The 19,073-nt window shown below is 73.2% G+C and carries 18 protein-coding genes; 10 read left to right on the top strand and 8 right to left on the bottom strand.

All coding sequences use genetic code 11. The features are described from left to right. The first annotated feature begins 67 nt into the window (after positions 1-67). Both M1P99_RS22680 and M1P99_RS22675 read left to right on the top strand, forming a co-directional pair. Positions 68-901, top strand: a complete 834-nt coding sequence (locus M1P99_RS22680; protein ID WP_304454594.1) for a pentapeptide repeat-containing protein — start codon at positions 68-70, stop codon at positions 899-901. Positions 902-1,114: 213 nt separating this feature from the next. After that, positions 1,115-1,912, top strand: a complete 798-nt coding sequence (locus M1P99_RS22675) for a siderophore-interacting protein (protein ID WP_304454593.1) — start codon at positions 1,115-1,117, stop codon at positions 1,910-1,912. 15 nt (positions 1,913-1,927) lie between these two features. Here the strand turns inward: M1P99_RS22675 and M1P99_RS22670 are convergent, their stop codons facing one another. Together M1P99_RS22670 and M1P99_RS22665 are read right to left on the bottom strand one after the other, a co-directional pair. Continuing rightward, a complete protein-coding gene (locus tag M1P99_RS22670; protein WP_304454592.1) occupies positions 1,928-2,752 on the bottom strand; it encodes an SDR family oxidoreductase in 825 nt (274 codons plus the stop codon). Positions 2,753-2,819: 67 nt separating this feature from the next. Then, positions 2,820-3,707: an alpha/beta fold hydrolase gene (locus M1P99_RS22665; RefSeq protein ID WP_304454591.1), complete on the bottom strand. Its 888-nt coding sequence runs from the start codon at positions 3,705-3,707 to the stop codon at positions 2,820-2,822. Between the two features lie 306 nt (positions 3,708-4,013). Between M1P99_RS22665 and M1P99_RS22660 the strand changes: the two genes are divergently transcribed. From M1P99_RS22660 to M1P99_RS22650, 3 genes are all read left to right on the top strand, one after another. Further along, positions 4,014-4,343: a hypothetical protein gene (locus M1P99_RS22660; RefSeq protein WP_304454590.1), complete on the top strand. Its 330-nt coding sequence runs from the start codon at positions 4,014-4,016 to the stop codon at positions 4,341-4,343. 304 nt (positions 4,344-4,647) lie between these two features. Then, on the top strand, positions 4,648-5,445 hold the full coding sequence (locus M1P99_RS22655) for a glycoside hydrolase family 16 protein (RefSeq protein WP_304455804.1): 798 nt from the start codon (positions 4,648-4,650) through the stop codon (positions 5,443-5,445). A 126-nt stretch (positions 5,446-5,571) separates the two neighbouring features. Then, entirely contained in the window at positions 5,572-6,054 is a 483-nt protein-coding gene (locus M1P99_RS22650) for a YbaK/EbsC family protein (protein ID WP_304454589.1), read from the top strand. A gap of 56 nt (positions 6,055-6,110) precedes the next feature. Here M1P99_RS22650 and M1P99_RS22645 read toward each other — a convergent pair whose 3' ends face one another. Further along, on the bottom strand, positions 6,111-6,920 hold the full coding sequence (locus M1P99_RS22645) for a MerR family transcriptional regulator (RefSeq protein WP_304454588.1): 810 nt from the start codon (positions 6,918-6,920) through the stop codon (positions 6,111-6,113). After that, positions 6,917-7,408 (bottom strand): GyrI-like domain-containing protein, encoded by a 492-nt coding sequence (locus M1P99_RS22640; protein WP_304454587.1) that lies wholly within the window; start codon positions 7,406-7,408, stop codon positions 6,917-6,919. Before M1P99_RS22640 ends, M1P99_RS22645 begins: the two co-directional genes overlap by 4 nt. Positions 7,409-7,689: 281 nt before the next feature. Between M1P99_RS22640 and M1P99_RS22635 the strand changes: the two genes are divergently transcribed. Both M1P99_RS22635 and M1P99_RS22630 read left to right on the top strand, forming a co-directional pair. Beyond that, positions 7,690-10,005, top strand: coding sequence for an FdhF/YdeP family oxidoreductase (locus M1P99_RS22635; protein WP_304455803.1), 2,316 nt, complete (start codon positions 7,690-7,692; stop codon positions 10,003-10,005). A 199-nt stretch (positions 10,006-10,204) separates the two neighbouring features. Then, positions 10,205-11,035: an alpha/beta fold hydrolase gene (locus M1P99_RS22630; RefSeq protein WP_304454586.1), complete on the top strand. Its 831-nt coding sequence runs from the start codon at positions 10,205-10,207 to the stop codon at positions 11,033-11,035. Between the two features lie 72 nt (positions 11,036-11,107). Here M1P99_RS22630 and M1P99_RS22625 read toward each other — a convergent pair whose 3' ends face one another. Continuing rightward, on the bottom strand, positions 11,108-12,040 hold the full coding sequence (locus M1P99_RS22625) for a helix-turn-helix domain-containing protein (protein ID WP_304454585.1): 933 nt from the start codon (positions 12,038-12,040) through the stop codon (positions 11,108-11,110). Between the two features lie 186 nt (positions 12,041-12,226). Between M1P99_RS22625 and M1P99_RS22620 the strand changes: the two genes are divergently transcribed. After that, entirely contained in the window at positions 12,227-13,648 is a 1,422-nt protein-coding gene (locus M1P99_RS22620; RefSeq protein ID WP_304454584.1) for an amidase, read from the top strand. Between the two features lie 99 nt (positions 13,649-13,747). Here M1P99_RS22620 and M1P99_RS22615 read toward each other — a convergent pair whose 3' ends face one another. Further along, on the bottom strand, positions 13,748-14,992 hold the full coding sequence (locus M1P99_RS22615; RefSeq protein ID WP_304454583.1) for an MFS transporter: 1,245 nt from the start codon (positions 14,990-14,992) through the stop codon (positions 13,748-13,750). Between the two features lie 329 nt (positions 14,993-15,321). Between M1P99_RS22615 and M1P99_RS22610 the strand changes: the two genes are divergently transcribed. Beyond that, positions 15,322-15,957 carry a histidine phosphatase family protein gene (locus M1P99_RS22610; protein WP_304454582.1) on the top strand — a complete coding sequence of 212 codons (636 nt, stop codon included), beginning with the start codon at positions 15,322-15,324 and terminating at the stop codon, positions 15,955-15,957. Between the two features lie 161 nt (positions 15,958-16,118). Here M1P99_RS22610 and M1P99_RS22605 read toward each other — a convergent pair whose 3' ends face one another. Beyond that, positions 16,119-17,324 carry an IS110 family transposase gene (locus M1P99_RS22605; RefSeq protein ID WP_304453212.1) on the bottom strand — a complete coding sequence of 402 codons (1,206 nt, stop codon included), beginning with the start codon at positions 17,322-17,324 and terminating at the stop codon, positions 16,119-16,121. Between the two features lie 227 nt (positions 17,325-17,551). On the opposite strand from M1P99_RS22605, the gene M1P99_RS22600 reads away from it, so the two are divergent. Continuing rightward, positions 17,552-18,451, top strand: coding sequence for an RNA polymerase sigma-70 factor (locus tag M1P99_RS22600; protein ID WP_304454581.1), 900 nt, complete (start codon positions 17,552-17,554; stop codon positions 18,449-18,451). Between the two features lie 27 nt (positions 18,452-18,478). Here M1P99_RS22600 and aroQ read toward each other — a convergent pair whose 3' ends face one another. Continuing rightward, a complete protein-coding gene (gene aroQ / locus M1P99_RS22595; RefSeq protein WP_304454580.1) occupies positions 18,479-18,949 on the bottom strand; it encodes a type II 3-dehydroquinate dehydratase in 471 nt (156 codons plus the stop codon). Positions 18,950-19,073 lie beyond the last annotated feature (124 nt).

Here is a 19,073-nt window from a genome sequence, read left to right as displayed (position 1 = left end):
AGAATGCGCTACCGGTGCGGCGCCGGAACCGCGTCGGCCGCTCCCCGGACCAGAGAGGACGCACGCCTTGTCGCAGGACCACGTGCCCTCGGTGCCGAGCGGTCCTCGGCCCGACCTGCGAGCCGACTGCGCGAACTGCTTCGGCCTGTGCTGTGTCGCCCTCCCCTTCGCCGCGTCCGCGGACTTCGCCATCGACAAGAAGGCCGGGGACCCCTGCGGGAACCTGCAGGAGGACTTCGGATGCGGCATCCACGCCCACCTGCGGGAACGGGGTTTCTCCGGCTGCACCGTCTACGACTGCTTCGGAGCGGGGCAGAAGGTCTCCCAGGTGACCTTCGCCGGCCGGAGCTGGCGAGAGGCCCCCGAGACCGCGGAGGGGATGTTCGAGGTCTTCCCGGTCGTGCGACAGCTGCACGAAGTGCTCTGGTACCTGACCGAGGCACTGCTCATGCCGGAGGCGGACCCCGTCCGCGGCGAGCTCCGCCGTGCGTTCGACGACGTCGAACGGCTCACGTGCGAGAGCGCCGAGGTCCTCGCCGACGTGGACGTGGACCGGGTGCGCGGCGAAGTGAACCCCGTGCTGCAGCGTGCTGGCGAACTGGCCCGGCAGGGGGTTCCCGGCCGCAAGCGGAACCACCGGGGCGCCGACCTCATGGGCGCCCGGCTCCGTGGTGCGGAGCTGCGCGGGGCGAACCTGCGCGGGGCCCTGCTCATCGCGGCCGACCTGCGCGACGCCGACCTGCGGACCGCGGACCTGACCGGGGCCGACCTGCGCGACGCCGACCTCCGCGGCGCCGACCTGTCCGACAGCCTCTTCGTCACGCAGGTCCAGCTCAACGCGGCCCGGGGCGACGGGCGGACCAGGGCTCCCCGTACCCTCGACCGCCCCTCCCACTGGTAGTCCCGGACCACGCGTTCCACCCGCCCCCCGGACTCCCTGGAGCCGGAACCGAGCCGGGGCACGCCCGGACCCGGCATCGCTCACGCACGGCGGGTCGCGGACGGGGCGCGATCGGCACGCTCACCCCACCCCGACTCGACGGCACGCCCTGGGTGAGGCTAGCCTTACCTACACCCCCGGCATCCAGCCCCGCGCCGACGAGGAAGAGGCCCCGTGCGCATCGAACAGCCCAGCCATCGCACGATGATCCGCACCCGTGTGGTGCGCACCGAGCGCGTCAGCAAGAACTTCGTCTCGGTGGTCCTGGGCGGTGAGGAGCTGAGCGGCTTCGAGTTCCTGGGTCAGGACCAGTTCGTCCGGCTCTTCCTACCGAGGCGGGGGCAGGAGCGCCTGCACATGCCCACCGCCGCCGACCGGCGCTGGGTCGAGCAGATGTACGCCATGTCCGACGACGTGCGCCCGCACGTGCGCAACTACTCGGTCCGCTCCTTCGACGCCGACGCCCGCGAGCTGGAGCTGGAGTTCGTCGACCACGGGGACGGCGGCCCAGCCTCCGCGTGGGCGGCCTCCGCCTCCCCCGGCGACGAGGCCGGAATCCTGGCGGAGGGGGTGTACTACCAGCCCACGGACGACACCGACTGGCAGCTGCTGGTCGGCGACGAGAGCGCCGTGCCCGCCCTGGTGTCGATCCTGGAGCAGGCCCCCGACGACCTGCGGGCCCAGGTGTTCCTGGAGGTGCCCTCCACGGACGACGTGCGCCCGCTCCCCTCCCGGCCGGGTGTGGACGTGCACTGGCTCCCCCGGACCGACCCGCACTCCGTGCCCGGGCGCCTGGCCCTGGACACCGTGTGCACCGCCGCCCTGCCCAAGGGCCGCCCGTACTGCTTCGTGGCCGGGGAGAACGCCCTGCCCACCGGCCTACGCCGCACGCTGGTCCGCGAGCACGGCGTGCCCAAGCCGGACATCACCTTCGTGGGCTACTGGCGCCACGGCCAGGCCGTCGCGGACTAGCGCATCGACGGCGGGTCAGTCGATCGCGCTGAATCCCCCGTCGCTCCTGAGCAGCTGGCCGTTGATCCACTGCCCGCGCGTGGAGCACGGGAAGTCCACGAGGTGCGCGGTGTCCTGGGGCGTGCCCAGTCGGCCGAGCGGGGTCAGGCCCGTGACCTGTTCCCTGAGCTCTCCGGTCATCCACCCGGTGTCGACCGGGCCCGGGTTGATCGCGTTGGCGGTCACGCCCAGGTGGGCCAGCTCGCGGGCGGCGGCGAGCGTGATGCGGTCCAGGGCCGCCTTGCTCGCGCCGTAGGGCAGGTTGTCCACGGTGTGGTCGCTGGTCAGGGCGGTGATCCGACCGGTTCCGTGGTCACCCCGGAACCGCTGCTCGAACGCGCGGATCAGCAGCCACGTGGCACGCGCGTTGACGGCGAAGTGCCGGTCGAAGCTCTCGACGCCGGTGTCGAGCAGGCCGGAGTCGACGGACTCGCAGTGGCACATCACCAGGGCGGTCACGGCGCCCAGGCGCTCCTCGGCCGCGTCGAGGAGCGCCTCAGGGGTGTCGGGGTCGGCCAGGTCGGCCTCGATCGCCGCCGAGGCGGCCCCGAGGTCGGCCAGGGCGCGGACGGTGGACTCGGCGGCACCCTCCTCGATCCCCCAGTCCATGCGCTCGTCGTAGGGCGTCCAGTAGCTGAACGCGATGTCCCAGCCGGACGCCGCGAGCCGTCGGACGACGCCGGCGCCGATGCCGGCGGTGCGGCCCACCCCCGTCACCAGGGCGACGGGCCGGGTGACGGGGGCGGGGTGAGCATCGCGGACGTGGCGCGGGTCGTGTCCGGACGCGGGGTGCTCGCTCATGGACACCGATCATTCTGGACCGGAGCCGGGCGGGCAACGGCATTTCGGCTGAGGCGGACTCCGGTGCCTAGTGCGAATCCGGCTCGGTCGAGTCGGCCACGTCGTCGGAGGTCACCCGGTCGATCCACGTGATCAGCTCGGCGAAGACCTCCTCGCGGTTGGTCTCGTTGAACAGTTCGTGGCGCGCACCCTCGTAGACCCGGTAGGTCAGGTCGGCCACACCCGCGGCACGGTAGCGCTCGACCAGCGCGTCGCTGAACTCCAGCCCCTGGTTGAGCGGGTCACGGTCACCGACCAGGACGTACAGCGGCAGGTCGTCGGGGGCCTTGGACGGGTCGCCGAGCCGCTCGAAGGCGGCCGTGAGCAGCAGGCCCATGCTCGTGTCCGTGAGCCCGAACCCGCACAGCGGGTCGGCGACGTAGGCGTCCACCTGGCTCTCGTCGCGGCTGAGCCAGTCGGCCTCGGTCCGAAGCGGTGCGAAGGCGGCGTTGAAGTAGGCCGTGGTGTCGGCGGCGCCGGACTCGACCATGCGGGACAGCAGCAGATCGACGGCGGTGGTCCCGCACAGGGCCACACCGTCGGCGAGGCCGGGGTGGTCCAGCAGGTACTGCTGGGCGGCGAACGAGCCCAGGCTGTGCGCGACCAGGACCAGTGGCAGGTCGGGGTGGCGGGCGCCGACCTCGCGGGAGAGTGCGGCCATGTCGTCGACGAGCAGGTTCCACCCGTTGTCGCCGAGGTCGCCGGGGCGGCCGTCGTGCATCGAGAGCCCGTGGCCGCGGTGGTCGTCGGCGTAGACCGCGTAGCCCCGCGCGTTGAGGGCCGCGGCCAGGGGGGCGTAGCGGGCCGCGTGCTCACCCATGCCGTGGGAGATCTGGACGACCCCGCGCGCGGGGGCCTCGGGCACCCATTCGTGGACGTGGATGGTCAGACCGTCTCGACCGGTGAGTGTGAACATCGTCGACTCCTGCTGGGTGGCGGGCGCGTACGGGAGCGGGGCCGCACACGGCCGTGGGCACCCGTCCAGGGGGCGAGGGCCCGTCGGGACCGACCGCGCGGACACGAACATTGTTGCGTTGTCGGATTCCTCGCCGCCGCCCGGGGTTCTCCCTGTCCGTCCGACCAGGGCCCGCGGCGGGGCCGAAGGGGCGGCACGGCACCCGACCGCCCGGATCCCCTCCCCTCTGATCTGGCGTTCTCCCCGATTTTCGGCGCGCACTGCGAAACAATGGTGGCGTCGATCGAGCCCAACGGAAGGCGAAGCATGGCAACCCCGGACAGGAGTACCGACGCCGACACCGAGCCGTCCGGCTTTCCGCGCACACGGGCGCGGGCGGCCGACCTCCTCCCCCGGCTCATCTCGGCCGAGGCCGAGCACGACCTGCCGGTGGTGGAGTGGCGGCTGGACCACCAGGGCCGGCTGCTCGGCGAGATCCGCGACGGCGGGATCTCGGCCACCCGGTGCTGGGCCGACTTCTTCGGCGCGGCCGTGCACGAGCTGCCCGACATCACCAACGCGTCGGGGAACCCCCAGGTCGCCACCGGCCTGGACGACTACCGGGGCGTCACGGTCGTGGTGAAGTCCCGCACCTGAGCCCGGTAACGGGGCGCGGGCGTGGACCGGACCACCCGCGCCCCGCATGGGAGCGATCCCGTTCGACCGCGTCACCCCCTTGCCCGCGACGGGGCGGACACCTACAGTCACTTAACACGCATTCAGTTTGGGTCGGACCCGCACTACGGCCCGCGCGGAATCCGCTACTCCACGCGTGCCACGGGTCCGGTCACCGGCTGATCCCCCCGACATGACCGGAGCCCCCGTGCAGCACAGAAGAGGCGGCCCCGCCCGCCGCGTCCCCGTCCTCGTCGCCGCGGGAGCGGTGGCCGCCACCGCGGCGCTGACCCTGACCGCCCTGACCGTCCCCCACGGCGGAGCCGGGTCCGACACCCGCGAGGACGCCGATCCGGCCTCCACCTCCGGTGCGCTCGTCTGGTCCGACGAGTTCGACGGACCCGCCGGCGCGGCCCCCGACCCCGCGAACTGGAACCACGAGACCGGCGACCACGGGTGGGGCAACGGCGAGCTGCAGAACTACACCGACAGCCGCGAGAACTCGGCTCTGGACGGCAACGGCAACCTCGTCATCACCGCACGCCAGGAGGCCGACGGCGGCTACACCTCCGCCCGGCTGACCACCCAGGACAAGGTCGAGCAGGCCTACGGCCGCTTCGAGGCCAGGATCCGCATCCCCACCGGCCAGGGGGTGTGGCCCGCGTTCTGGATGCTGGGCGACAACTTCCCCGAGACCCCGTGGCCCGACTCCGGCGAGATCGACATCATGGAGAACGTCGGACACGAGCCCGGCACCGTCCACGGCACCGTGCACGGGCCCGGCTACTCCGGCGCGGACGGGATCGGCGCCTCCTACGACCACCCGCAGGGGGGCGCGTTCACCGACGGCTTCCACGTCTACGCCGTCGAGTGGACCCCGGACTCCATCACGTGGTCCGTCGACGACGTGCCGTTCAACACCCTCACCCGGGCCGACCTGCGCGGGAACCCGTGGGTCTACGACCACCCGTTCTTCATGATCCTCAACGTCGCAGTGGGCGGCGCGTGGCCGGGCTATCCCGACGAGACCACGCGGTTCCCCCAGCAGATGGTGGTGGACTACGTGCGCGTCTACGACCTCTGACCCGCCCGTGACCGGCGGCGGCCCGCCACGGCCGCCGCCGGTCCGCCCGCGCGTCGAATCCGCGTGCGCGGTCCGCCCCGTCGGCATAGCATGCCCCTCCAGTGGCGTCGACGACGAGGAGAGAGCATGGCCGAGAGCACGGAACTGCCCGAGCGCAGCCGACGGGTGGCCGAGGCGCTCGGCGCGTTCGGGGCCGAGGGCCGAGTGCGGGAACTGCCCGCCTCGACCCGCACCGCCCAGGCCGCGGCCGAGGCGCTCGGCTGCGAGGTCGGCGCGATCGCCAACAGCCTCGTGTTCATGGCGGACGAGCGACCGCTGCTGGTCATGACCAGCGGTCGGCACCGGGTGGACACCGCTCTGCTGGCCGAGCGGCTGGGCAGGGCCGCGATCCGGCGCGCCGAGCCCGAGGAGGTACGCGCCGCGACCGGCCAGGCCATCGGTGGCGTGGCCCCCGTCGGACACCCCGCGCCGGTCGAGACCGTGGTGGACGCGTCCCTGGCGGACTACGAGCGGCTGTGGGCCGCCGCCGGAACGCCTCGCACGGTCTTCCCGACCGGCTTCGCCGAACTGGTCGCGATGACCGGCGGCACACCCGTCGCGGTCAACTGAACCGGCCGGATCGGGTCCGGCCATGGCCGCCCCGTTCCCGCCCGGCGTCCGCCGTGTCAGCCCCGGGCCCGGACGTAGCGCTGCGCGACCTGGCAGCGGAAGGGGTCGCCGCCGGAGTAGATCTCGCGCGGCGATCCGGACGGACGCCGCGCGTGGTGCGTCGCGGCGTCGCGGACCGCGTCGAACGCGCGCAGGATCGTGGGGAACTGCACCTCGCCGTACGGTACGTCGACGAACAGCTCCGATCCGGCGGGTTCGACGCCGTCGGCGTCCGACGCGGCGAGGACGGGCACGCGCACTTCGACGGGCCCGTCCGATTCCCAGCCCACCTCGCCGTGGTAGACGACGACCAGCGGCCGCGACCGGTCGACCGCCGCCCCGGCCCGCTGCGAGAGCTCGGCCGCGGCACGCTCGATGTGCGCGGGAAGGTCCGCCACGGTCGTGCGAACGGCCCGCGAGACGAAGGGCTGCGCCGGAACGTCGCGGCTCGACACCCCCGGCGCGGCCTCGGCCGATGCCGGTCGACCGTCGAGGCGACCCCGCGCGAGGCCGTCGAGCAGCGCCACGGCGCGCTCGTGCGCACGCACCACATCGGTCCGGTACGCGTCGAGGAGCTCGCGCCGTTCGTCGCCGGCGGCGTCCAGGACCGGGCCGATGCGCTCGAGCGGCATCCCCGCGCGGCGCAAGAGCGCGATCATGCGGGCACGCTCCGCCTGCGACGGCCGGTAGTAGCGGTACCCCGTGTACTCGTCGACGACGTCGGGCCTGAGCAGCCCACGCCGCTCGTACAGGCGCAGCGCCTTCGGAGAGAGCCACGTCAGGCGGCTGAACCCGCCGATCGACAGCCTCGCGTCGGTCTCGCTCATCTGAGCAAGTATGCGACCTCGACGGCCCACTTGGCGCGATCCGGTTCGGTCTGCGGGTCGGTGAGGAACTGCTCCGTGCGCGCGTGCCAGTGGATGCCGTCGGCCCGCTCGTCGACCGCGAGGTCCAGGCCCTGCACGTCCGCCCACTCCCACATGTCCCGGTGGGTCCGCCCGAGCACGTCCGGACCGCCCTGCGGACGCGCGACCAGGTAGCGGCCGGCCGGGATCACACCGGTCTCGAACCCGTCACCGAGCTCCACACAGGCCGGCACGGGAACGGAGACCGTGATGTCCATCGGGTCCGCGGCCGTCCGCAGGCGGCGGTACTGGTAGATCGGCCCGCCCTCGGGAATCCCGCCCGCCTCGCCCAGCGCACCGTAGATCCGCGGGACGTGCGCGTTCACGCGATCCCAGTGGGCGAGCTCGGCCGTCATCGAGACGCCGACCCAGGGGCGCTCGGCCCGCTGCTCGACAGTGAAGGTGGTCATCGTCTTCCTCCTGGTCACCACCCGTATCTCGGATGGCCCAGCAACAGCTCACACCTTCCCCCAGGGACAGAGTCAACCCGCCGCGCAGGACGACGGACCGACCGCCGCGACCAGCGCCCCAGGTGTACCCCCAGGACCGGGGCGTGCACGGTGCCCGAGGGCCGGTACCGGGTAGCGGTCGCCTGTGTTGTGGGGGCGTGCCATGGGACGAAGGCGGCTCAGGACGGGTGCGCGCCCCGTAGGGCCGGGTGTCGGTGCCTTCGCGCGCCGGGAGTGCCAGAATCGGAAGTGTGAGCCACACACACGCCGACCAGCCAGATCCCGCCCAGGACTCGCCCACCGTGGGTCCGCCCGAGCGCAGCGCGGTGGGCCTGCCCGCCGTGCTCAACAGCGTCCGCCAGGTCCGCGAGCAGGCGGGCGTGCGACGCGGCCTGCCCGCGATGCGGGCCGTCAACCAGAAGCGCGGCTTCGACTGCCCCGGGTGCGCCTGGCCCGAGGGCGACCACCGGCACAAGGCGGAGTTCTGTGAGAACGGCGCCAAGGCGGTGGCCGAGGAGGCCACGTCCCGCGCGCTGACCCCGGAGTTCTTCGCCGCGCACCCGGTGGCGGAGCTGGCCGAGCGCTCCGGCTACTGGCTGGGACGGCAGGGCCGGCTGGCCGAGCCGTTGTACCTGGCCGAGGGCGCCACCCACTACGAGCCCGTGAGCTGGGACCGGGCGCTGGACATCGTGGCCGGGGAGCTGCGCGGCCTGGACTCGCCCGACGAGGCGGTCTTCTACACCTCCGGGCGGACCAGCAACGAGGCGGCGTTCTGCTACCAGCTGTTCGCGCGCGCCCTGGGTACCAACAACCTGCCCGACTGCTCCAACATGTGCCACGAGTCGTCCGGGTCGGCGCTCAGCGAGACCCTGGGCGTGGGCAAGGGCAGTGTCTCGCTGGACGACCTGCACCAGGCCGACCTCATCATCGTCGCGGGCCAGAACCCGGGCACGAACCACCCGCGCATGCTGAGCACCCTGGAGCGCGCCAAGAAGGCCGGCGCGCGCATCATCACGGTCAACCCGCTGCCCGAGGCGGGCATGCGCGAGTTCCGCAACCCGCAGAAGGCGTCGGGGCTGCTCGGCCGCGGCACCGAGCTCACCGACCTGTTCGCGCAGATCCGCCTGGGCGGCGACCTGGCCCTGTTCTCGGCGGTCAACCGGCTGCTGCTCGCCGCCGACCGGCGCGGCGAGCCGGTACTGGACCGGGCGTTCATCGACGCCCACACCCACGGGTTCGACGTCTTCGCCAAGGAACTGCTGGACGAACCCGAGGACGGGTTCTGGACGCGGGTGGAGCGCGCGACCGGCCTGGAGCGCTCACTCATCGAGGAGATCGCCGCGATGGTGATCGCCGCCGACCGCGTCGTGGTGTGCTGGGCGATGGGCCTGACCCAGCACAAGCACGCGGTGCCCACCATCCGCGAGGTGGTGAACTTCCTGCTGCTGCGCGGGAACGTGGGGCGGCCGGGCGCCGGGGTGTGCCCGGTGCGCGGGCACTCCAACGTGCAGGGCGACCGCACGATGGGCATCTTCGAGCGGCCCGACGCCGCCTTCCTGGACGCGCTGGAGGCGGAGTTCGGGTTCGCGCCGCCGCGCGAGCACGGCCTGGACACCGTCAACGCCATCCGCGCGATGGCGCGGGGGCGTGTGCGGGTGTTCTTCGCGATGGGCGGCAACTTCGTCGCGGCCACGCCGGACACCCATGTCACCGAGGAGGCGATGCGCCGGGTGGGGCTGACGGTGCACGTGTCGACCAAGCTGAACCGCTCGCACGTGGTGACGGGCACGCGGGCGCTGATCCTGCCGACCCTGGCGCGCAGCGACCGCGACCTGCGCGAGGGCCGTCCCCGCTGGGTGACGGTGGAGGACTCCATGGGCAAGGTGCACGCCTCACACGGTGTCCTGGCGCCCCTGTCCGAGGACATGCGCTCGGAGGTGGACATCGTCCTGGACCTGGCGGACCGGGTCCTGGGCCAGAGCCCGGTGGCGTGGTCGGAGCTGGCCGACTACGACCGGGTGCGCGACCGGATCGCGGGCGTCGTGCCGGGGTTCTCGGACTTCAACGAGCGCGCCCGCAGGCCGGGCGGGTTCACGCTCCCGCACGCGCCCCGCGACGAGCGGCGGTTCCCGACGGCGACGGGGCTGGCCAACTTCACGGTGAACGGCGCGTACGCGCCGCCGGTGCCGCCGGGGCGGCTGCTGTTGCAGACGCTGCGCTCGCACGACCAGTACAACACCACGATCTACGACCTCAACGACCGCTACCGCGGTATCCACGACGGCCGCCGGGTGGTGCTGGTGCACCCGGAGGACGCGCGTGAGCTGGGGTTGGCGGAGGGCGCCTACACCGACATCGTCGGCGAGTGGCCGGACGGGCGGGAGCGGCGGGCGCCGCACTTCCGGGTGGTGCACTACCCCACCGCCCGCGGGTGCGCGGCGTCGTACTTCCCCGAGACCAACGTGCTGGTCCCGTTGGACTCCACGGCCGACGTGAGCAACACGCCCACGTCGAAGTCGGTCGTGGTGCGCTTCGAGCCCGACAGCGGCGCGCCCTGACCCCGACGCGGGTCCGGCTCCAGGGGCGGCCGACCGCCGCCGTCCAGTCACGCCGGGAACGGGCGGCATGTGATCCATCCCATCTCCCGGCGACAGTCGGTGCGGCGTACGCGGTCCCTGCTGTCAACGCGTGTGACCTGCGGGAATAGTGGGGCCGAACCTTTGCCACCGGGGTTTGCCTCGGGTAGACCTGGGGTTCATGAACCATGGGGGCATCGTTTACGAACGCCTGGGCCGGGGTGAGCCGCTCCTGCTCCTGCACGGGCTGGGCCACCGGCGCCAGGCGTGGGACCCCGTCGTGCGCGCGCTGGCCGAGCGCTACGAGGTGTTCGCGCTCGACCTGCCGGGCTTCGGCCAGTCCGCCGCCCCCGACCCCGACCGGCCCTTCGGCATCTCCTCCCTCGTGGACACCGTGCAGTCCTGGTGCCGGGCGCACGGCGTGCACCGGCCGCACGTCGTCGGCAACTCCCTGGGCGGCGCGGTCGCCCTGGAACTGGGGGCGCGCGGGCTCGCCTCCTCGGTCACCGCGCTGGCCCCCATCGGGTTCACCAGTGCCCTGGAGATGCTGGGCTCGCGGCTGCTGGTCGGCGGCATGCGCGTGGCCACGCGGGTCCCCGCGAGGGTCTGGCACACGGTCATCGACAGCCGGCCCGTACGCGCCCTGACCACGCTCGCCCTGCACGGACGCCTGCGCGCCCCCGGGGGCGGGCTCTCCCGTCTGGACCCGGCGGTCATCACCCGCGGGTCGACCTACACGCGCCTGGCCCCGGAAGTGGTGCGCTACAGCTTCGGCGGTGGACGGGGCGTGGTCTGCCCCACGACGATCGCCTGGGGCGAGGACGACCGCGTCCTGCCGATCCGCGCACTGGCCCGGGTCCTGGCCGCGATCCCGCACGCCCGCCAGGTCCGGCTGATGGGGTGCGGGCACGTGCCGATGGAGAACGACCCGGCGACGGTGGTGGAGGTCATCCTGCGCACCTGCCGCACCGCCCCGGCCGTCCCGGTCTCGGACCCGGCTCCCGCCGCCTGAACCGGTCCTCGCCAGGGCCCGGCGGCCGTGGCCGCCACCGCGTCGGCGGCCCGAGGGCCGACCGGTTCCGGATCAGGGGCGGGTGTCACGGAACGCGCGGGGGGACAGGCCGAACTCGGCGCGGAAGAGCCGGCTGAGGTGGCTGGCGTCCCGGATCCCCCAGCGGGCGGCGATCGCGTAGGCGGGCAGGTGGGCGAGCGCCGGGTCGGCGAGGTCGCGGCGGATGCGTTCCAGTCTGCGGCGGCGGATGTGGCCGGCGACCGTCTCGCCCCGGGAGTGGAAGAGCGCGTGAAGGTAGCGGACCGAGACGTGGTGGGCCGCGGCGACCGCGTCCGGGGAGAGGTCCTCCGCCAGGTGCCGGTCGACGTGTTCCAGGACGCGTTCGAGGACCGCGGTCCGCTGGTCGGGCACGGGGCTGTCCGCGTGGCCCGCTTCGCGGAGCAGGGTGCGGAGCATGAAGACGATGTGCTCGCCGTAGTCCCGTCTGGCGTCCGACCCCAACTGTGGGGCCAGGCGCGCGATCTCCGCCAGCGCCACCGTCAGGATCCGCCCGCTCGGTGAGCGGGGCAGCCCGGGATCGGCCGTGACGCCCGCGACGCCCGAGGGCAGGCCCGCCGTGTTCCGCCCCAGGCCCACCACGAAGTACCGGTAGGGGCCGGTCAGGTCGATACGGAACGGCCTGCGGCCCGTGTAGAGCACGAAGTCGCCGGGGGCCAGGGACGCCGAGCGGCCGTCCTGTTCGATACCGCCCCGCCCCTCCAGCATCAGCCCCAGCGAGTAGCCGTGGTCACGGAGCCCGGGGGCGATGCGCGGCAGCACACGGACGCCGTGGTCGCCCCGGATGTCGCAGGCGCTGAGCACCCCGAAGCGGTGCGGACGCAACTCGGCCCGATAGGGGTGCTCGCCCTGCACGAGCACGGTGTCGAAGGCGTCCGCGCGCCCGCTGGAGGCGGCGTCGAGGTATCCGGCCACCAGGGCGCCGTTCTCACGGTGTTCGACCAGCAACGCCCACCTCCCGGAGAGGAACCGCGTCCGTGTGGGGAGACAACTGTGCACAGTTATACCAGCGCGCGGTCCACGGCCTCCGGATACTTGCCTTCGGAACCCCCGGAACGGCATCGCGGAACCGGACGCCGCGCCACCGCGGTCGGCACCGTGTCCGCCTCTGCCGCATCGACATCTGGAGCCGACATGGACCCCTTCTCATCGGCCGTCGACCTCGCCTCGGCCATCCGCTCGCGGGAGCTGAGCCCGGTCGAGGTCACCGAGGCCTACCTCGCGCGGATCGACCGCCACGACCCGGCGGTGAACGCCTTCGTGCGGTGCCACCGCGCCACGGTGCGGGCGCGGGCCGAGGAGGCCGAGCGCGCCGTGCTCGACGGACGCCGCCTTCCGCCCCTGCACGGGGTCCCGATCCCGCTCAAGGAGATGACGCAGGTGGAGGGAGAACCCGCGACCTACTGTTCGCTCGGGATCGGCGACGCCCCCCGGGAGGTGACCGAACCCGTGGTGACGCGTCTGCTGGACGCCGGCCTGATCCCGATGGGACGCACCAACAGCCCCGAGATGGGCATGCTCACCGACACCGACAACCGCCGTTTCGGCCAGACCCGCAATCCGTGGAACACCGCCCACTCCCCCGGCGGTTCCAGCGGCGGAGCCGCCGCGGCCGTCGCCGCGGGGATGGCCCCGGTCGCGCACGCCAACGACGGCGGGGGTTCGATCCGCATGCCCTCCTCCGCCTGCGGCCTGGTCGGACTCAAGCCCAGCCGCGGGCGCGTACCCCAGCTCGCCGCGGCCTGGGAGCACTCCACCGTGGAGGGCGCCATCACCCGGTACGTCCGCGACACCGCCGCCCTGTTGGACGCGATGTCCGTCCCCGACCGCCTGGCCATGTACCAGGCGCCGCCGCCCGCGCGCCCCTTCTCCGACGAGGTCGGCCGCGACGCCGGGCGGCTGCGGATCGGGCTGCTCACCAGCGCACCGACGGGCCTGCCCGTGGAGCCGGAATGCGTCGCCGCCGCGGAGCACACCGCTCACCTCCTGGAGTCTCTGGGCCACCGCGTGGAGGGGGTCGCCCCGCGCTTTTTCAGCGAGGAGGCGTTCGGCGGGTACGCGCGGACCGTCCTGGACGCGTCCCTGTGGGCCGTGCCCTTCGACCGGCCGGACCTGGCCGCGCCGCACCTGCGGCACCGCAGGGAACGCGCCGAGGGCCGCCACTCGGGGCACTACACCCGGGCGGTGGCCCTGCTCCAGCGGGAGTCGCGGGAGGTGGTGGCGCAGTGGGAGCGCGACTTCGACGTCCTGCTCACACCGACCATGGCGTGCGCTCCACCCGAGGCCGGGCGCGTCCTGAAGGAGGCCGACGGGGACCCGGAGGGGCCGCGCGTCACGGAGACGCAGATGATCTCCTTCACCTCGATCTGCAATGTCACCGGCCTGCCGGCGATCAGCCTGCCGACGTACCGGTCCGCCGCGGGCCTGCCGGTCGGCAGCCAGCTGATCGCCGGCCCCTGGGACGAGGCCGTGCTGATCCGGTTGGCCTCCGCCCTGGAGGAGGCCGAGGACTGGACGGCTCGCCGCCCGGCGGGGTTCTCCGGCCCGACCTCCTGAGGGGCGTGTCGGCGGGACGCGCCCGGTGACCGGACCGACCGGTCGCGCCGGCGGGCGGCCCCTCCTGCGAGGAGCCGCCCGCGGCGGTGCCGGGCCCGGTCAGCCGACGGAGGTCAGTCCTTCGGTCCGGCGGCGCAGCAGGAGCAGGACGAGCGCCCCCACGGTCGCCGTCACGGCGGCGAGGGCGCCCAGAGCGGGACGGGTGCCTCCCGCACCGGCGCCCAGCGCGGCCACGACCAGCGGAGAGAGGAACTGGCCGAAGAAGAGCGCGCCGGTGCACAGGCCCGTCCCCCGGCCGCGCTGTCCGAAGTCGAGCCGGTCCACGGCCCAGACGATCATCGTGGGCACCAGCAGGCCCGTTCCGAACCCGGTGACCACGGCTCCCACCGTGATGACCAGGACCGAGGGAGCGGCGAACACCACGCCCAGGCCCACGGCGGCCAGCGCCAGCTCGGCCGGGACGAGCACCCTGGGCGACAGCCCCGCCAGCTTCCCGAAGAGCGCGGCACCGACGGCCGTGCCCAGTGACATCACGGCGCTGATGCCGCCGATCTGCTGCGCCGACCCCGCCCCGGCCGCGGTGAGCACGAACGGGAGCTGGACCGGCAGCGTGTAGAAGAGGACGCCGCCGAAGAGGGTGACCAGGCACGGGACCAGCAGCAGTCGCCACGGGACGGCGGTCGGCCCCTCGGAGCCGGTGGCGCGCTCGGGGTGCTCGGGCCTCCACAGCAGCCGGGCCATCGGGGCCACCAGCAGCACCGCCGCCAGGTAGACCCAGAACGGCGCCCGCCAGCCCATGCTCCCCAGGGCGCCGCCGACCAGGAGGAACAGCGTCGCGGCCACCGCCGCCACCAGTGCCTGCATGCCCAGGTACCTCGCCCGGCGGGCCCCGGTCCAGTAGTCGCCGATCAGGGCCGTGCAGCAGGTGATGATGGCCGCCTCGAAGACACCGAGCAGGACCCGGGACGCCAGGATGGCCGCGAGCGAGTCCAGGTAGAGGGGTGCGGTCCCGATGGCCGAGTAGCCGACCATCGCGGCCAGCAGGACACGCCTGCGGTCGACCCTGTCGGCCAGGACCCCGGCGAAGGCCGCGGTCAGTCCGAGGACCAGGGCGGGGACGGTGAGGACGACGGGGACGAGGACGCCGGCACCGGGAGTCGCGGCGAAGTGCCGTCCCAGTTGCGGCAGCACGGGGGCGATGAGTACGGAGCCCAGGACGGGCATGCAACTCGCGGCGAGCAGCAGGGACAACTGGGGCAGCCCGGCGGTGCGTACGGGCGGCGCGCCCGGGTCGGGGGCGCCGCCGGGGACGGACGGTCGGCCGGTGGTGGGGTGGTCGGACATGGGGGGATCTCCTCGGTCGGCGAGGCCTGTGGAAGGGGGTGCGCGGCAGCGGTGTCGGGTACGCGCGGCCGCGCGGCGGAAGCGTCCGGCGTCCGCCTCCCGTGCGCGGCTCGCGACGGAGCGCTCCGGATCGCCGGTGGGCTCAGGGACGCTCACGCCTGGTTCGGTGGTGTCAGTGTGCGCGGCGGCCGCGCCTCGGACTCGCCCCTGGCGGCACACGCCTCGCCCCTGCGCGCACCGATGGCCGCCAGGGGCGGTGGAAGGAGTCGTCCCCGTCCGTTCGGGGGGCGGGCGCGCGACCGGCCACCGCCCACCCGTACTGTGTCGACATGCCAGCTATCTACCTCATCCGCCACGGCAAGGCCTCCCCCGAGGCCGCCGACTATGACGAACTGAGTCCGACCGGCTACGAACAGGCCATGCTGTTGGGCCGGGAGATCACCCGGCGCGGGCTGCGTGTGGGACCGGTGGTGACCGGCACGCTGCGGCGCCAGAAGCAGACCGCCGCGGCCGCGCTGGCCGAGGCGGGCCTGGACACCGCCCCGGTCACCGACGAGCGGTGGAACGAGTACGACCACCTCGCCCTGCTCGACCGCTACTCCCCCGGCCCCGGCTCCATCCAGCACCGGATCGACGCGTGCCTGCACGCCTGGACCGCGGACGGCGGCGCCGGGAAGGACTCCTGGACCGCCTTCCGGGATACGGCGGCGGCCGCCCTGCGCGACCTGGCCGAAGGGCTGGAGCGCGGGAGCACCGCCCTGGTGTTCACGTCCGGCGGGGTGATCTCGGCGGTGTGCTCGTCCCTGCTGGGTGTGCCCGCGGCGGGGTTCGTGTCGATGAACCGCGTGGTGGTCAACGGCTCGGTCAGCAAGGTCGCGCACGGACGCGGCGGGACCCAGGTGCTGTCCTTCAACGACCACGCGCACCTGGAGCGGGACGGCTCCGCCCTGCTGACGTACCGCTAGATTTTTTGCCCGCCGCATACCGACTGGTCGGTTCCGCCTCGGGCGGAACCGGCCGCTCCCGTCGCCGCGGATTGCCCGCGGTGCGCTGTCACACGCGGGCGGCGGCCGGTGTCTCATGGACGGCACCGATCAGCGGACGGAGAGGAATCTCAATGACCGTGTCAAGCCGCCACAGGCCTGACCGGTGTGCTGCGCTCGAAAAGGCGACCGTCGCGCAGCAGCGCCCACAACACGTTCACGAGCCTGCGCGCCAGGGCGAGCAGCGCTTGTTTGTGCAGCATCCGCTCACCGCGTTTCTTCCGGTAGAAGGTCCGCGATGGGCCGTCGGCCTTGATCGAGGACAGCGCCGCCATGTAGAACACCCTGCGCAGCCTGCGGTTGTAGCGCTTAGGGCGTCTGAGGTTCCCACTCACCCGGCCCGAGTCCTTGCTGACCGGTGCCAGCCCGGCATAAGAAGCCAGGCGACCCGAGTGGGCAAACGCGGCCAGGTCGCCGCCGGTGACTGTGATGAACTCCGCCCCCAGGATCGGCCCCATCCCGGGCAGGGACTCGATGATCCCGGCTTGGGGGTTGGAGCGGAACACGCCGGTGATGGTCTTGTCCAGGTCCTTGCGCTCGTGGTCCAGCTCCAGCAGTTTGGCGGCCAGGCGCTTGACGAGCGCGGCGGTGCTCGCTTCACCGGGCAGCACGATGGTCTGGGCCTGGGCGGCCTCCAGCGCGGCGGCGGTGATCTTGGCCAGGCTGGGCCGGTGCGCGCCGTGCTCGCGCAGGTGGGCGAGGAGCCCGTCCTCGCCCGCGTCGCGGACTTCGGCGGGGGTGGCGAAGCCGGTGAGCAGGATCAGCGGGGACCGCTGGGTGTAGTCCAAGGCGCGTTCCAGGCCGGGGAAGACCGACCCGAGCAGGTCGCGGAGCCGGTTGACGCCGCGTACCCAGTCCGCGGCCAGGTCCGCCCGGTGGGCGGTGAGCCGGGCCAGCTCGGCCACCTGTTCCGGCGGGGTGGTGACCGTGGCCAGGTCCGGGCGCATGCGGGCGGTCTGGGCGATGACCAGGGCGTCCTTGGCGTCGGTCTTGGACTCGCCGAAGGTGGTGGTCATGGTGTTGACCATGCGGCCGGGGACGTAGACCACTGTCTGGTCGGCGGCTCCGAGCACGGCCAGGAGCAGAGCGGCGTAGCTGTTGGTCAGGTCCACCGCCCAGCGAGCCTGGACGCCGGCGGCGGTGGCCTTGGTGATGAGGGCCTCGATGGCGGCCTGGTCGTTGCGGACCTGCTTGGACCACAGCACCTCACCAGTGGTGTTGACCGCTGTGGCGTGGTGGTTGGTCTTCCCAGCGTCGATGCCGACCCACACGAGTTGACCGGTGTTCATGGGTTCTGCCCGCTCCTCGCTGTTGGTGGTCCCCGTGGACAGCCCCGCCACCAGGTCCCTAAACAGCGACTACATCGCAGATCTCAATCAGAGGTCGGGGAGTCCCGGACGGCGGGGCGGCCATTCCTCTCGAGCCTTCGAGGGCAAGCACCCCATCAGCCACACCCCACCGTCCTGGGCATCCAGAACATTCCATCCTGAACACCCACAACCTTAGGGAACCACCCATGAGCGGCGGGGACGGACACGAGGACCGGGCGACCGAGGTGTTCGTCGCCCACCGCAGCCTGCTCTTCACGGTCGCCTACGAGATCCTCGGGTCGGCCGCCGACGCCGAGGACGTCCTGCAGGAGACCTGGCTGCGCTGGGCCGGCGTCGACCTGGACGCGGTGCGCCACCACCGCGCCTACCTGGTGCGGATCGCCACCCGCCAGGCGCTCACCCGGCTGCGCACGCTCGGGCGGCGCAGGGAGTCCTACGTCGGCCCGTGGCTGCCCGAGCCGCTGCTGACCGCACCCGACGTGGCCGAGGACGTCGAGTTGGCCGACAGCGTCTCGATGGCGGTGATGCTGGTCCTGGAGACCCTCGCCCCGACCGAGCGGGCCGTGTTCGTGCTCCGCGAGGTGTTCGCCGTGGACTACGCGGAGATCGCGCGGGCGGTCGACAAGAGCCCCGCCGCGGTCCGGCAGATCGCCCACCGGGCACGGGCGCACGTGGCAGCGCGCCGACCGCGGGACGTGGTCTCACAGGCCGAGTCCCGGGCCGCGCTCGCGGCGTTCCAGCGGGCGATCGAGACCGGCGACCTGCAGGGCCTGCTGGACATCCTCGCACCGGACGTCGTCGCCCTCGGGGACGGGGGCGGGGTCAGGCAGGCCCTGCCGCGGCCCGTCGCGGGTGCGGGCAAGGTGGCACGCCTGCTCGCGGTCGGCCTGCGGCAGTACGGCGACGCGGTGTCGGTCGAACCGGTCCAGCTGAACGGCTACCCGGCGCTCATGCTGCGACTCGACGGAGAACTCGACAGCGTCGTGGCGCTGCGGATCGACGACGGCCTGGTGACCGGGCTCTACACCGTGCGCAACCCCGACAAGCTCTCCCACGTGGACCGGGAGACGGCCCTGAGCCGTTAGGGCGTGTCCGGCCCCGGACGTCCCCGCTCAGCCGGCCTGGTCGGCGCTGCGCTCGGCGTCGCGCCGAAGGACCGCGCGCAGGGCCAGCTCGTAGCCGAACACCCCGCACCCGGCGACGTAGCCCGCCGCGACCGGGGCCGTCACCGAGCGGTGCCGGAACTCCTCGCGGGCGTAGACGTTGGAGATGTGCACCTCCACGACCGGCGCCTCGATGGCGTCGACGGCGTCGCGCAGGGCGATGCTGTAGTGGGCGTAGGCGCCGGGGTTGAAGACCACGCCCGCGTAGCCGCGGGCCTCGTGCAGCCGGTCGACCAGAGCGCCCTCGCTGTTGCTCTGGGCGCACACCACCTCCGCGCCCAGTTCCTTGCCCAGATCGCGCACGCGCCGCTCGACCTCGTCCAGCGTGGTGGTGCCGTACTGCTTCGGGTCGCGTGTGCCCAACAGGTTGAGGTTGGGGCCGTTGAGCAGCAGAACGGTACGGGACACGGCGTGGGACATGCGGAGCCTCCTCGTGGCGGCCGGCGGACCAAGCCAGCCTACGGCGACGGTGGCCCCGCTCACGCCGCCGTCCGCGCGAGCGGGTAGCATACCGGCCAGTCGGTCTACACACCTATGGGAGGCT

The sequence above is a fragment of the Nocardiopsis sp. YSL2 genome (assembly GCF_030555055.1).
Classification (GTDB): domain Bacteria; phylum Actinomycetota; class Actinomycetes; order Streptosporangiales; family Streptosporangiaceae; genus Nocardiopsis.
Note: the sequence above shows the minus strand (reverse complement) of the source record. Positions and strands in the feature narration are given on the sequence as shown.

What these genes read in the sequence shown, in the direction of transcription:
- M1P99_RS22605 (WP_304453212.1), bottom strand. Translation starts at nt 17,324, where the DNA reads ATGAACACCGGTCAACTCGTGTGGGTCGGCATCGACGCTGGGAAGACC.
- M1P99_RS22600 (WP_304454581.1), top strand. Translation starts at nt 17,552, where the DNA reads ATGAGCGGCGGGGACGGACACGAGGACCGGGCGACCGAGGTGTTCGTC.
- M1P99_RS22670 (WP_304454592.1), bottom strand. Translation starts at nt 2,752, where the DNA reads ATGAGCGAGCACCCCGCGTCCGGACACGACCCGCGCCACGTCCGCGAT.
- M1P99_RS22645 (WP_304454588.1), bottom strand. Translation starts at nt 6,920, where the DNA reads ATGAGCGAGACCGACGCGAGGCTGTCGATCGGCGGGTTCAGCCGCCTG.
- M1P99_RS22665 (WP_304454591.1), bottom strand. Translation starts at nt 3,707, where the DNA reads ATGTTCACACTCACCGGTCGAGACGGTCTGACCATCCACGTCCACGAA.
- M1P99_RS22640 (WP_304454587.1), bottom strand. Translation starts at nt 7,408, where the DNA reads ATGACCACCTTCACTGTCGAGCAGCGGGCCGAGCGCCCCTGGGTCGGC.
- M1P99_RS22650 (WP_304454589.1), top strand. Translation starts at nt 5,572, where the DNA reads ATGGCCGAGAGCACGGAACTGCCCGAGCGCAGCCGACGGGTGGCCGAG.
- M1P99_RS22615 (WP_304454583.1), bottom strand. Translation starts at nt 14,992, where the DNA reads ATGTCCGACCACCCCACCACCGGCCGACCGTCCGTCCCCGGCGGCGCC.
- M1P99_RS22620 (WP_304454584.1), top strand. Translation starts at nt 12,227, where the DNA reads ATGGACCCCTTCTCATCGGCCGTCGACCTCGCCTCGGCCATCCGCTCG.
- M1P99_RS22610 (WP_304454582.1), top strand. Translation starts at nt 15,322, where the DNA reads ATGCCAGCTATCTACCTCATCCGCCACGGCAAGGCCTCCCCCGAGGCC.
- aroQ (WP_304454580.1), bottom strand. Translation starts at nt 18,949, where the DNA reads ATGTCCCACGCCGTGTCCCGTACCGTTCTGCTGCTCAACGGCCCCAAC.
- M1P99_RS22630 (WP_304454586.1), top strand. Translation starts at nt 10,205, where the DNA reads ATGAACCATGGGGGCATCGTTTACGAACGCCTGGGCCGGGGTGAGCCG.
- M1P99_RS22660 (WP_304454590.1), top strand. Translation starts at nt 4,014, where the DNA reads ATGGCAACCCCGGACAGGAGTACCGACGCCGACACCGAGCCGTCCGGC.